Origin of the sequence: Streptomyces microflavus, from assembly GCF_014650075.1 — a bacterium.
GTDB lineage: Bacteria > Actinomycetota > Actinomycetes > Streptomycetales > Streptomycetaceae > Streptomyces > Streptomyces microflavus.
Map to the genome: position 1 here is coordinate 26,981 of NZ_BMUG01000016.1, position 13,262 is coordinate 40,242.

At 65.7% G+C, this 13,262-nt stretch carries 10 protein-coding genes; 2 read left to right on the forward strand and 8 right to left on the reverse strand.

Annotation, left to right across the window (positions count from 1 at the left end):
- The first annotated feature begins 307 nt into the window (after positions 1-307).
- The gene (locus IE264_RS34130) at positions 308-610 is read left to right on the forward strand and encodes a WhiB family transcriptional regulator (protein WP_094211508.1); all 303 of its coding nucleotides are present in this window, start codon (positions 308-310) and stop codon (positions 608-610) included.
- Here the strand turns inward: IE264_RS34130 and IE264_RS38775 are convergent.
- The 3 genes from IE264_RS38775 to IE264_RS34145 all read right to left on the reverse strand — a co-directional run bounded on the left by IE264_RS38775 (position 518) and on the right by IE264_RS34145 (position 3,741).
- A complete protein-coding gene (locus tag IE264_RS38775; RefSeq protein WP_190167778.1) occupies positions 518-1,039 on the reverse strand; it encodes an integrase core domain-containing protein in 522 nt (173 codons plus the stop codon). The genes IE264_RS34130 and IE264_RS38775 overlap by 93 nt on opposite strands.
- Positions 1,040-1,101: 62 nt before the next feature.
- Positions 1,102-2,634, reverse strand: a complete 1,533-nt coding sequence (locus IE264_RS34140) for an ISL3 family transposase (RefSeq protein WP_373301950.1) — start codon at positions 2,632-2,634, stop codon at positions 1,102-1,104.
- Positions 2,635-2,907: 273 nt separating this feature from the next.
- Positions 2,908-3,741: a glycoside hydrolase domain-containing protein gene (locus IE264_RS34145; RefSeq protein ID WP_094211891.1), complete on the reverse strand. Its 834-nt coding sequence runs from the start codon at positions 3,739-3,741 to the stop codon at positions 2,908-2,910.
- A gap of 964 nt (positions 3,742-4,705) precedes the next feature.
- On the opposite strand from IE264_RS34145, the gene IE264_RS34150 reads away from it, so the two are divergent.
- Positions 4,706-4,843 carry a hypothetical protein gene (locus tag IE264_RS34150; protein ID WP_179280783.1) on the forward strand — a complete coding sequence of 46 codons (138 nt, stop codon included), beginning with the start codon at positions 4,706-4,708 and terminating at the stop codon, positions 4,841-4,843.
- 198 nt (positions 4,844-5,041) lie between these two features.
- On the opposite strand, the gene IE264_RS34155 is transcribed toward IE264_RS34150, so the two are convergent.
- The 5 genes from IE264_RS34155 to IE264_RS34170 all read right to left on the reverse strand — a co-directional run bounded on the left by IE264_RS34155 (position 5,042) and on the right by IE264_RS34170 (position 11,509).
- On the reverse strand, positions 5,042-6,220 hold the full coding sequence (locus tag IE264_RS34155; RefSeq protein WP_094211890.1) for an amidase domain-containing protein: 1,179 nt from the start codon (positions 6,218-6,220) through the stop codon (positions 5,042-5,044).
- A gap of 150 nt (positions 6,221-6,370) precedes the next feature.
- Positions 6,371-7,657 (reverse strand): polysaccharide deacetylase family protein, encoded by a 1,287-nt coding sequence (locus IE264_RS34160; RefSeq protein WP_094211889.1) that lies wholly within the window; start codon positions 7,655-7,657, stop codon positions 6,371-6,373.
- 49 nt (positions 7,658-7,706) lie between these two features.
- Complete coding sequence (locus tag IE264_RS34165; protein ID WP_179280784.1) at positions 7,707-9,971, reverse strand: transglycosylase domain-containing protein; 2,265 nt, start codon at positions 9,969-9,971, stop codon at positions 7,707-7,709.
- Between the two features lie 349 nt (positions 9,972-10,320).
- The gene (locus tag IE264_RS38780; RefSeq protein WP_373301951.1) at positions 10,321-10,803 is read right to left on the reverse strand and encodes a DUF6009 family protein; all 483 of its coding nucleotides are present in this window, start codon (positions 10,801-10,803) and stop codon (positions 10,321-10,323) included.
- Positions 10,804-11,209: 406 nt separating this feature from the next.
- Positions 11,210-11,509, reverse strand: a complete 300-nt coding sequence (locus IE264_RS34170; protein WP_179280782.1) for a hypothetical protein — start codon at positions 11,507-11,509, stop codon at positions 11,210-11,212.
- Between the last annotated feature and the right edge of the window lie 1,753 nt (positions 11,510-13,262).

The window sequence follows — 13,262 nt, forward strand, 5'->3', positions numbered from 1 at the left end:
TTCCGGGCTGGGTGGTCACCCTCAATCTGGTCGGTCACCTCACCTGTCGGCTGTGGCTGACCGGGGTTTTTGCGAAGGGTCCGCGGCGATCTGTCACAGAGGTGTAGCCGGGTTGTTGCTGCCGGAGGCTATCGCTGTAAGGGGTAGGGGGACACCCTTGCGATCACCACCCGAGTGGTGATCGCGGAGGATGTACGTTCGCTGACCGGGTACTGGGGGTGCTCGGCGGTAAGACGTGGGGAAGTTGCTCGCCCGATCCGCCGACGACTACGCAACTACGCCGAAGCTGCCATCGGGGGAGGAAAACGTGACTTACGCGAGGACATCGTGGCGCGAGAACGCGGCCTGCCGTAGCACCGACGCGGAGGAACTGTTCGCGGACAGTGCCACGCAGAACCGTGCCAAGGCGGTTTGCACGGGCTGCCCGGTGCGCGCCGAGTGCCTGGCCGAAGCGCTCGACAACCGCGTGGAATTCGGGCTGTGGGGCGGCATGACGGAACGCGAACGCCGGGCACTGCTACGGCGCCGACCCGATGTCGAATCGTGGCGGCAGGTCCTGGAGATCGCACACTACGAGCACGACCGGCCACGAAGACCACGAGCCTGCTGACTGTTGAGCCACCACTGCGACCAGGTGTGCGCTCACTGAACCGCCCCCGGGTTCGGTGGAGATCTCAGTTGGTGGCTGTGAGCTGGGGTTTCGTGGTTGCTCGGTAGTAGTTGGTCTCGTATTCGACGGGCGGGATGTGCCTATCTCAGCGTGGAGCCGACGGTGGTTGTACCTGTCGACCCACTCGGCGGTGGCGAACTCGACGTGAGAGAGCGTCTTCCACGTCCGCTGCGGTTTGATGACCTCGGTCTTGAACAAGCCGATCGTTGACTCCATGAGCGCGTTGTCGTACACGTCGCCGACCGAGCCGATGGAGGCCGCGATGCCAGCCGCGTCGAGGTGTCCGGCGAGGCGAAATGAGATGTATTGCGAACCGGCGTCGAAGTGGCTTTCGTCGAGGCGTAGGCCAGAAAGGTGCCGACCTGGCAATTTTCCGTGGGACTGTCAAACGAGCGGCTCTGTCTCACATTCGGTGGTGACTCTGCGTGGTGTTATCCGAGGAGGATGCGGTGGCGAAGGAGGGTGAAGCCTGCTCGTCCGTGCATCTGGCGGGCAATCCGCTTGGTCTTGGTGTTGACGCCCTCGGTCGGTCCGTTGCTGTACGGGAGTGTGAATGCGGCGATCACAGCGTCGCGGTCTCGCTCGAGACCGCGGGTGAAGGCGTGCAGATACGGCAGATCGGCCGCGCGGACCTGGGCGACCCATGGGTCGAGTGCATCAGCGTTTTCTGGCTGAGGCTTCAGAAGTAGAGCGAAGGTCCTGATGTGGGTTGCCAGTTGGGCCAACTCGGGGCAGGCGGCGGTGAGTCGGGCCAGGAGGTCGTGGTGCTCGGCCTTGAGGTTGTCGGGCCTGGTGAGGAGCATTCGGGCGAGTCTGCGTGCGGAGATATGGCTGCGGTCGGCGTCCGCGCGGCCTTGGTTGATGTACTTGTGCAGGAGGTTGGGGCAGCCCGTGAAGCCAAGGGCCTTGATCTCTCCGAAGAGGTGCTGGACGGGGACGGCGGGGTCGTCGGCCCGGCGTTTACGCAGGTGCTCGCGGTAGGGATCGACGAGGCTGGCGCGATATTTCGGGACGCGGAGCATCCGCTCGGGCCGGTCGGCTCGGGCATAGCGTTTGACGGTATTCAGGGCCAGCTGCAGACGGCGGCCGCATTCGAGGAGGCCCACGCCCTGGTTCAGGAGGTCGTGGATCTGGTGCCAGCGTTCCAGAGTGGTCCGTGCGCGGGGCCCGTCATACAGGGGCGCCTCCAGTACGGTGGCCCAGCAGGTGCTGTGCGCCTTGATCTCGCTCAGGGCGGCTTCGCACAGGTTGTGCCACAAATGCCAGCGGTCACCGACCTGCACTGCGTCGGGCAGAGCGCGGCGGACGGCCTCTGCGTAGGTCGCCGAGCCGTCACGGCACACGATCTCGACGCCCGGGTGCTTGCGCAGCCAGGCTTCCAAGGTGTCAGCCGTGCGGTCGGGCAGGACGTCGATCCGCTCATGGGTCTCGGCGTCGATCACCACAGTGGCATAGCGGTGGCGCCGGCGCAGAGCGAAATCGTCGACGCCGATCACGCGGGGCACCCGTCCCGTGGGCAACGGGATCCGCAACAGGGCACGCAGAGCCGTGTGACGTGACAGACCTCCCGCGAGTATCGCCAGTACGCGCGCCCCTGCCCGGCCCGCTAACTCCTTGACTACCGCCTTGACCTGCGCGGTCAGGCGGGTGGTGCGTCGCTGATAACGCTCCAGCACCCCGGGCACCTGCTCGCGGAAGGTGTGACGGCAGCCGTGTGTGGGACAGACCAGACGCCGCACCCGTACGCGGACCACCACTCGTCGGCCGTCGACCGGTACGTCGGCCACGGTCCGCCAGTGATAACCGTGGACACGCCCCGACGACGCCCCGCACACCGGGCAGGGCGCGGTCTTCTGCGGAGTCCGCGCCCTCACCACGACCCGCTCACCCTCGTCGACCACATCCTCAATGACCAGCGGAGATATCCCCGAAAAGACCATCTGCACAAGCTGGTTGACATCCATCACATCGATATCAACGACCCTTCACCACACAGAGTCACCACCGAATGTGAGACAGAGCCAAACGTTTTACAGTCCCAGCGGCGCAGCACCGCCTGCGCCGTGACGGCCGACGGGCAGAGGGTGATGAGCAGAGGAGGGGACCCCTCGGCCCGAATCGACGCTCGGTCTCTCGACCTGCCCATCTACAGCCCACGGCATGAAAACGGTCCGCCGACTCTGTCGGCGGACCGTCATGAAACTTCGAAACTGGGCCGTGTTTTTCCGGTCGGCCACTCAGCCGATGATGGCGACCGGCGCATCCCAGGAGTTACGGTCGATGGTGATGGTGTGACCGCCGCGGGTTTCCTTGCTGTTGGCCTTGTACTGGTGACCGCGGCTGTGGTCGGTGTACAGCTTCGGGTTCCAAGGCCAGTCCTTGGTGGTGGTCTCCTGCCCGTTCCACAGGGCATACCAGAGGTTGCCTGGCAGGTCCGTACGGTCCTTGGCGGTTGCGATCGCCTTGGCACTTGAGCTGCTGAAGCCGTAGAGGCCGGCGCGGTAGGTCTTGGCACGCAGCGTTTTCGTAAAAGACCGCACGTAGGTGAGGGTCGCGTCGTTGCACACCTTGTCGGCGGTGTCGTAGGACTCCATGTTGAGGTAGATGGGGCTTCCGGCCTTCATGCCGAGCGCTGAGGCCTTGGCAATCGCGTCCTTGGCGTTGCGCGCCCCGACCGAAGCCGCTGAGGCCGCGGTGAACCTCTCCTTGTTTGCGCTCTTCTGGCAGGGCGGTTGGGCGCCGACGTAGAGGGGAATGACGCGCCAGCCGCTCGTGTCGATTGACTTCACCCAAGACCTGGTCAGATTGGGCTGCGCGCAGCCGCGGTTCTTCCCACCGATGTAGACCGCGACACCGCCGTAGTACGCGTCCTTCTTCCACGCCTTCATCGCAGTGAGCGAGGGCGCCGTACAAGCGTCGAACGCGCGGCCCGTGTAGGTCTTCTGCGTCGGCCACGCCGGAGCGGCTATCGAGCTCTGCGCTGCGAACCCGGCACCGCCTACGACGACGACGGCACTTGTCGCAGCCAAGGCGATGTAGCGGTTCTTTCTGGACAACCGGTGCTTCGGCATTCCCCACCCCGATACGACAGCGTAGGCCCCGCCCCGACAGTTTGGAGGGGGCCAATTCCGGCTCAGTCTTGCAGATCACACGGTCGTCATCTCCCACAGCCGGATGTGGTGATCCCGTCGTCACAGTTCTTCCCGGTTTGTCGAGCTGGCTGATGTGAGACGAGAGAGGTCCGCGGACTCTGGGTTCGCACGGGTCGGCGTCGTTGCAAGGCTGAGTGGAAGCAGTTCGGAGCACATCGCGACACCTCGGTCCGCCAAACCGACCCCTGAACGAGAGCGCGCGCCGGCGGCTGAACAGACATGTGGATCGGACAGTGTGGTTGAGCGGGCTGCGGATACCCCGCGAACTTGCTTGGCACCCGCCAGCCTGCCGTACGCACACTGTCCATCACCCACCGATGCAGCGGAGGGCCTGGACCTGTTACTTGCCGGACCACGCAAGGGATCGACCTTCTGTCGGACGAAGTCGGACTTGCGCACCTGACGTGGGTCGACGGCGAGTGCGCCCGACGTCTGCCTGGCGGCCCGTTCGGCGTCTATTGGGACAGGACACCTGACGGCGCTCGGCTGCGGACGACTGCTGGTGGACTTCACGTCCGGGCGGGGGAGCCGCGTGCTCGGACTTTGCTCGGCGGGGGAGTGGTGGAGGAGGCCGGTGGAGCCCAGGCTCCGGAACAGGCAGTGACTCCGTGCCGCGCCCGGCCGCTGCCGTCCCCGCCGCCCTGGACCTGGAGACCACCGACGTCGACGACGGTCACGGACTGGTCCTCGATGACTTGACCCGCGAGCAAGTGCGCACAACTGGCGGGGCGTGGGCGGTGCAGGACCACCAGATCGTCTTTGACTACATCGACTGCTGCAGCGAGTCAGCCGTGAGGCGCTTGTTCAGCAACCAGCTGATCGAACTCGGCCACTTCCGGCTCGGGCACCTGGAACTCGGCTGTCCCACCGGGGGAAGGCATGAGTGGCGGCGGGGTCGTTCGACGTCGACCTCGCCCGCCAAGCCCTGTTCGCCGACCGGGAAGCGGCGGGGAAGAACGGCGCCACCTGCCAGAAGCCGAAGCGGGGCACCGGCACCGCTGTACTCCATGACCGGCCGTGAGTCGCTCGGGCTGGGCAGCGAGAGATCGACCGGATGATGACCGACTGCGCGAGGTACACCCAGGAGTGCATTCAGGACGCCGACTAGCGTCACCGGGCAACTCTCTGAGAACGATCGGGCTACTCCGTGTCCGCGACGCGTCACAGCGCCCCTCGTCGTCACGGACGAGGGGCGCTGTGACGCGGGGGCCGCCGACCGTCAGGTGCGGTAGGCGTAGTACGCGGCGTTCGGGTAGGACGAGATGATGCTCGTCACCGAACGGCGCAGGGTGTTGGTCGAGTGGTACGTCAGGTACGGCACGCCATTACGGCGCGACGTGACGATCATGGTGTGGTCCTTGGACCCGTCCTTGTCGAAGTCGATCTGGAGGACGTCGCCGACGTCCATCTGGTAGACGTTGGCCAGGCTGGTGGTGCGCTTGGAGTTCTGCGCGAACCAGGACCACTCGTTGACGCCGACGAAGGAGTGCGACTGGATGTCGGCGGTGCCGAACCAGCGCGTGTAGTCGTAGACGTAACCGGGCACGTGCTTCCAGCCGCCCTCCTTGAGGGACTGGCTGACGAAGTTGGTGCAGTCGCCGCCGGCACCGGCCCCGTTGAAGTTGGGGTAGGCGGGGTTGTAGTTCGTCCAGTGCTTCTCCGCGTACGCGGCCATCGCCTGGTAGTTGTACTCGCCGCCGGTGAGGTTCTTGGGGACGGCCGGCGGGCGCTTCGTGATGGCGGCGCGGGGCGCCGCCGGAGTGGTGGTGGTGGTCTTGGCCGCCACGCTTGTGGTCTTCGGCTGGGCGAGCTGGTTGACCGCGAGGTAGCCGTCGCCGGTCTCGCGGATCTTCGTGACCTTCCAGGAGCCCTGCGTGTCTGCCGTGAAGGTCAGTTCGTGGTGCGCCTGGAAACCGGTGGTGCCCGGCTCGCCGCCGGTGACCTTCGCGTAGGTCAGGGTGGTGTTCTCGGTGACCCTGGCGACGGCGGTGCGGCCTTTGACCTCGGTGCGGTCCAGGGTGACCTTGGTGCTGCCGGCGCTGTACTTCTCACCGTTGCGCGCCAGCCGGTTCTTGCGGTCGTCGAGCTGCTTCCGGGCGGCGTTCTCGGTCCGGCCTATGCCGGAGGAGAGCTTCACCTTGCCGGAAAAGCCCTCGGCGATGGCCTTCTTGCCGCCGTGGCTAGGCCGGTCGACCAGCGCGTTGGTGCGGTCGGTGAAGACCGCGTCGGCCAAGCTCTGGAAGGCGGCCTTGGTCCTTGCGTCGACCTGGGGCTCGGTCACCGTGGAGGCGCCCGCGTTCCAGTTGGGCAGAAGTGCGACCCCCGCGACGGCCGATGCGGCGGCCGCCGTGAATATCGTTGCCCGGCGTCGCGTGTGCTTCAGTTTTCTTGACTTCACTGGCGTTCTTCCCTCTTTTCCCGGCATGGGACCGCCGAGCTAAGCGGCATCTTCGCACGCTTTGTGCAGCTGGTGTGAAGGAGGTAGGACGACTGATGTAAGGAGGTTTCCGGACTGTCACCGACGGGGCGGTTGACGGCCGTTGGCCGGTCACTTCACGACGCTGGACCAGTCCGGAGACTGGGCGGGGTCGAGGCTGCGGAGCCGCTCCAGGGTGGCGGGCTTCTGGACGTCCATCCAGTCGGCAAGCTCCTTGAAGGACACGCACTTGACGTCCTTCTTGGTACACACGTCCTCTATCATGCGATCGACGGCCTTCATGTAGATGCCGCCGTTCCACTCCTCGAAGTGGTTGCCGATGAACAATGGGGCGCGGCTGCCGTAGTAGACGCGGTTGAACCCGGCCATGTAGGTGTTCAGGGTCTCCTGCTGCCACTTCGGGTGCATGGCCGGGTCACCGTCGGTCTTGCCCTCGGACTGGTTGTAGAGGAAGTTGAAGTCCATGGACAGGCCCTGGTACTTGCCGCCCTCGTACGGGAGCATCTGCAACGGGAAGTCCCATATGCCGTTCTTCTTCTTCGGCCATATCTGGAAGTCGCCGGCGGAGCTCGCGTCGTAGCGCCAGTCGTAGTTCTTGGCGGCCTGGAGCAGGTTGGCCTGGCCTTCGAGGCAGGGAGCGCGGCCGCCGGTGACCTCGCGGCGTATATCGAACGGCAGTGGGTCGAGGTCGGTCCTGCCGGTGTTCGTCTTCCACTTCTCGACGAAGCCGTAGAACTGGTCGATCTCGCTCTTCCACTCGGCAACGCTCCAGTCGCCGCCGCCCTTCGGGCCGCAGAAGTGCCCGTTGAAGTGGGTGCCGATCTCGTTGCCGTCCTTCCAGGCCCCGCCCAGCTGCTCCAGGGTGGTGTAGACGTGCTCATCGGTGGGGAAACTGATGGCCGCGCTACCCCGGGAGTGCTGCGGCGGGTCGTACAGGTCCTTCTTGCCCTTGGGCAGCAGGTAGATCCCGGTGAGGAAGAAGGTCATATGTGCGTCGTGCCGGTTGGCCATCTCCCGGTAGTGCGCGAACAGTCCGTCATCGCCCTGGAGGGCGCCGTCCCAGGAGAAGACCACGAACTGCGGCGGCTTCTCGCCGGGCTTGAGGGGCCGGGGCTTGAGCTGCCCCTTCTGCGGGCCGGTGTAGGAGGTTGAGCCGTCGCCGATCACCTTGACCTTGCCGTCCCAGGCCGGTTCCCCCGAGGCCCCGGACAGCGGCTGGCGCGGCGAGCGGTTCGTCGCGGACGCGGTCGGGGTGGTGTCGTCGGTGCCGGACAGGGTGAGGTAGCCGCCGAGGGTGCAGGCGACGACGAGGACGGCCGCCAGGGCGAGCGTTCTGGGGCGGGCGGGGAGGGGGCGGTGTGCGGGGTCTTTGCGACGTCGGCCCGACGGCTTGTTCATCTGCGGCTCAATCTCTCGGTGGCGTGGACGGTGTCGGTCGCACGGGTGGTCAGCCGAGGGGGCTCAGGGCTTCCGACCAGATGCTGTACGGGACGCTGTCGGCGATCGTGCCGCCCAGTCCCTCCAGCGGCAGGGGTTCGAGGCTCTTGGCCAGGTCGATGCGGTAGACGACGACCGCGGTGGACACCTTCTTCTCGGTGCCGACGTACCAGGCGGCGGTGTCGCGCTCGGTGGTGCCCCTCTTCCCGGCGACGTTGCCTCCCGCCTTTGCTGCGGTCTCCGGATAGGCGGTGCGGAAGGCGTCCGTCAAGGCGGACTGCACCTCGGCGGCGGTGTCGGCGTCCATGGCCCGGCGCGGGACCGGGGTGTCCATATCGACCTCGTGGCCGTTGCGGGTGACCTTGAGGATGGTGTACGGCTCGGTGTGCCGGCCTTCGGCGGCGAAGGTGGTGTAGCCGCTGGCCATCCGGATGGCGCTGGGCGTGGAGCTGCCGGTGGTCAGTGCGGGCACCTGGGCGCCGAGGCTGGAGTGGAGCAGTCCGGCGGCCTGGGCGGTGGCGCGGACCTTGTCCAGTCCTGTGTCCATGCCAAGCTGCATGAAGGTGGTGTTGACGGAGGATGCGAGGGCCCGGTGCAGGGATATCTGCCCGTAGGACCGCCCGCCGTCGTTCTTCGCGGCGACCTTGCGGCCGCTGCGGTCCCAGTAGGGCCCTTCCGGCGTGGTGACGGGCACCTTGTCGTCGCCGTTGTACACCGTCTCGCCTGTCACCGGCACGGGGCCGCTGTCCCGGCTCTTGCGTACGCCGTGTTCCAGGGCGGCGGCGTAGACGAACGGCTGGAACGCCGAACCAGCGGGCACGGTGGTCGCGTTGGACTCGTTGTAACCCTGCTTACGGTGGTCGGGGCCGCCGTGGATGGCCAGGATCCGCCCGTCGACAGCGACGGAAGCGGCTCCGTAGTGGACGTGCTTCGCGGCACCCGGCTCATCCTTGCGGGCCTTGTCGCGTGCAGCGCCGACGGCCTTCGTGAGCTGGTCCATGCGCTTCTTGTCGAACGTCGTGTAGACCTGGTAGCCGCCGCGGTCGAAGTCCTTGTCGGAGATGTGCGCCGTCTTCTTGGCGTGCTGAGTGGCGAGTTCCACCAGATAGTCGCTCTGCTCACCCGTGTTGTAGAGCGGGTTGCTCTCCAGCGGCTTCGGGAAGGTCCGATAGCCGGCGCGCTCCTCGGGCGACAGCTTGCCGATCTTCACCATCCGGTCGAGCGTCCACCGCCACCGCTCCTCTGCACGGGTGCGGTTGGCCGCGCTGAGCGTCGGATCGTACAGTCCGGCGCCCTTGAGGAGGGCTGCGAGGAAGGCGCCTTCGCTGGCGTTGAGCTCGCTGACGTCCTTGCCGTAGTACGCCTGGGCGGCACGCTGGATGCCGTAGGTGCCGCGGCCGAACCAGCTGGTGTTGAGGTAGCCCTCCAGGATCTCGTCCTTGCTCATCTTGTTGTCGAGCTTGAGGGCCATCATGGCTTCGGTGAACTTGCGGCTGTAGGTCTGCTCATGGCTGAGGTAGACGTTCTTGACGTACTGCTGGGTGATGGTCGAGCCGCCCTGGGTGCTGCCCTGTCCGAAGGTGCGCAGGATGGCGCGGGTGAGACCCTTGGCCGAGATGCCGGGGTCGCTGTAAAAGCTCTCGTTCTCGGCCGCGAGCACCGCCCAGCGCACGTCCTCGGGCACGTCGTCCAGCTCCATCTCCTGCCGGTGTACCCAGCCGGCGCGGGCCATGGGGGTGCCGTCGGCCCAGAAGTAGACGGTGTCCTGCTGGGTGGCGTAGGAGTTGAGGTCGTCCGGGATGTCGGTGACGGCGTAGGCGACGGTCAGGGTCAGGACGCTCAGCCCGAACGACGCGAGGACCGCGCCACCGGTCTGCCGCCAGGAGGGCACCCAGCGCTTCCAGCCGGTCCGTCCGGGCCGGGGGTAGTGCGGCCGCACGCGGCGCAGCCAGGGGCCCAGCACGGCGACGACGGCGGTGGTGGCGGCGGCGACCGCGGCGGTGAGGCGGTCGGCGGGCGCTGGCTTGGGTGCCTTGCGGCGGCGCCGGGCACCCGGCTGGCCGGGTGCGGTGGCTTTGGCGGGCGAGCGGGGGGACGCGCGTGATCCGGAGGCGTTCGCCGGGGAGTCGCCGGTCGGTGAGGTCCGCCCGTTTTCCTCCGCGTTGGAGGGTATATCAGCGTTGTCGTCGGATATCTGACGCCGCCCTCCGCCGGGTATCTGCAGCTTTTCGGCGCGGGTGGTGGGTATACCGTCTTCGGGTACGCGGAGCTGCATTGTCTCGTCAGGTGCGGGCCGCTGACCGAAGGAATGCTTGTGCACCGAGGCACTCGACTCCGAGGGGTCTCCCTCGCCTTCCTGAGCGTGCGCTCCCTGCCCTGCCTGGGTCACGATCGGCCTCTCTCTGTACTACCTACGCGCGCGCAGGCAGGTAGGCAGACGTACGAGGGCTTGACCTAGGCACCGTTGTGGCGGTCGCAAACCCTGACTTCCCCCCGACCTCACGGGATCGCGGCTCTCAAATTACCAGCGCGCTTCGCACGATCTCCACATGATGCTCGGGCGAATCCGGTCACATCATGGCTGACCGGCCCTGACGCCCCAGCCCGGGCGCTTTTCGCCCGTGCTACGAGCAGCATGCATGAGAAGGATGGGGGGCCGAAGAACCAATTCGAGCATCCGTCACCTTCTTCCCCTGCTGCAAAGGGGCGGTCCTGCAGCCCGCCTGGCCCGGCCGGATCGTCCGCGTATCGACTGCCTCGCCGGGCACCCCCGCGCGGTGCAGCCTGTGGAGCTCGGCGTCACGGCCGGGGGGGCAGCAGATGGAAGGGGCGTTGATTCTGCAGTCCACTGTCAGGGGCGGCGTGTGGTCGGCGAAGCCGACCACACGGCCGTCGCGGTGGTAGCGGATCGTGAGACAGGGCCAACCGTTTGGCCCCGTTCCGCAGTCGGTGGTGCCGGTGAGTCGTCTGTTTTTCCTGCCTGTGGAGCTGCTGGGCCGGATGCGTTCGGACCACGTTTCGTACTTCCCGCCCCTGCCGCAGCCGACGGGTGAACGTGGGCGCAAGCCCAAGCGCGGGGCGGAGTTCGCTTTCGAGGTTGCAGCCACTCAGCCTGTTCCATCGGTCACCACGGTGACCGCCATCACTCACTACGGGAAGGCCGTCGCCACTGTCCGGGACCGCCTGCATCCGCTGCTGGTCCGGCGCTCAGCCTGGGCCGGCCACCCGAAGGAGACCTGCCAGTCATCGAAGGCCCCGTCATCCGTCTTCAGGTCGATCACCTCTGTAGAGACCGCAGCCCAAAGCCGGTCTGGCTGTGGTGGTCGGCCACCGGCGCCAGCCAGCCGCCGCCGGCCGCTGGACCTGGCTCGTCATCGCGGCCCATACCCAACTCCGCCCTGCCCGGCCCCTCGCAGAAGACCTCCGCAATCCCTGGGAACGGCCCACCCGCCACGGGCGCCTCACACCCGCGCGCGTCCGTCGAGGATTTCGCTGCCTCCACGGGAAAACGCCTCAGCCGGCCAACGCACCGAATCCCACAACCGCGGTCCCCGGCAGGCCAATCGGGACGAAGAACAAGAACCGCGCACGCGAGCACCACGTAGGGAAACAGGACAAACCAAACCTCGCGGGAGCCGTCGCCGGCAGCAGAGCTGCAAAAAACGCCAATGCAGAAGAGACGGCATCCTTCGCCACCGAGTTCGCGGTCGCGTCCGTGGTGATCGCGGATTCGGTGGAGCCGGCCAGGATCTGCGTCTGTCCCTTGCTCGCGCTCGCGAAGGCCCGGCCGATCGGGACCTGAGTGGTCATCATGGTTGGGAGGGAGGCTTTGCCGCCGGCGGTGCCTGCGGACACGTGGAAGTACAGCTCGGTACCGTCGGCAGCCGACGTGTCGGGCTGGCCGCTTGATACCCGCCGCAGTGGCCTTGGCGCCGACGGACCGCATCGGCATCGGTGTGCACCGTCACCGGGCCGAGCTTGTCAACCGACTTGCCGGGCACGGCGTTCTGGTGCAGCGTCAGAGCGGTTTTCGGTTCCAGGTTTTGACACTGCGTCAGCGAGCCAGTCGCGAGCTTCTCAGCCTGCTCGCTCTTCGCCCCGTCAGATGGCGGCCCCTGGTTCGAGGTGTGCCGAGGAAGCTTGTCAGGTGCTCGGGGGCTCCTGGAGGACAGGGTCTCTCTTGGCGGCTACCGCAGGGAGGCGACGCCGCGAGAGCAGGTACACCAAGACCCATGGGGCGATCAGGACGGCACAGCCGATCGCAAGCGTGATGCCGCCGCCGACCATGACAACCGCCCACACCATCCATGCAGTTACGGTGAGAACTGCGGCGGCTATGAGCCACCTCAATACGTTGCCAGCGAGTCGTGAACTCTGGGAACTTCGCTGCGAGTTATCAATCTCATCACCTCTGCACTTGTCCTGCACGCGTCGAAGGTACCTCCCCGCCAGCCCTTCCCGCCCCATGATCATTGTGACCTGGGCCACATTGCGGAAGGTGGCCGATCGGCTACAGAGGAAAACCTCAGCGCAAGCGCAGACGCGACACCGAGGGCAACGCGATCGAACAATTTTCCCTCTGCTGAATAATTTCGGCGCAGGCAGTCGGGCAATGACCCGACCGGCTTGCGTGACTGCTGATTTTTCAGCTATAGAAGACAGAGCGGGCCGGAAAGTGCGAGATGACGGCAATCGCGTTGCTATCGGAAGGCTCAAGAGAAATCAGAGAGGTCAAGTCACTCCCTCTCGGCAATGACGGCTTTTTCGAAGTGCCGCCAGTGGATATCTGGTGCGCACGCTTCAGCGTCTTTTTCGCGTCCAGAACTGCCCTGTCCTTGTGCGCGAAGAAGGAGCGGATTGCCCCGAAGAGACCGCTACTGTAACTGGCTGCTGCACACCATAGGTCGCGATGTTTGAATAGGAGCCTGTCAGGCTCATCTTCTCCTGCTTCGCGAGGTCGTACTTGTCAAGCCGGGACGCTTGATCGGTATGTAGTGTTACGTCACATGGTTGCCATGGGTTCGGCGCGAATCGCCTGCTGGTTGTAATCCGTTGTGTATCAACACAGGGGAGACGCCCTCACGCCACTGAACCCAGTAGACGCGTCCGAAGAAAGCCCACCAGGGCCGTCGAATTTTGACGATCAACCCGACGTTGTCGCCTTCGCGGTAGTGGGTAACTTCTTCTCCGACTTGGAGATTTACCTTATTCAATGCAGCCCCTGGGACTTTGGCTTTTCGTTCTGCCGGACAGCGGCTAAAAAGCGTATGGGATACAAGCCGCCTCGGCGACGGCAACAGAGTACAGCACGCACCCGACTAGACCGTTCCTTCTCATTTGGGCCGCATGCCAACCTCTTGAGCGGCGCTCTCGCTCCTCGCCGGGCCCAGAAGTCATCTTTGGGTTGGAAGATGGTTGCAATGAAATGTCAGGTATGGGAATTTCACCCAAATATGTGAATTTTCAGACTCTGAAAAGTGTTGGTTAGAGGCTCCCTGGAGCCACCTGCGTAGTTCGCCAGGGATCGGTATGCGTCAATTGATTGGGGGCTCGTTGTAGGCGGCAA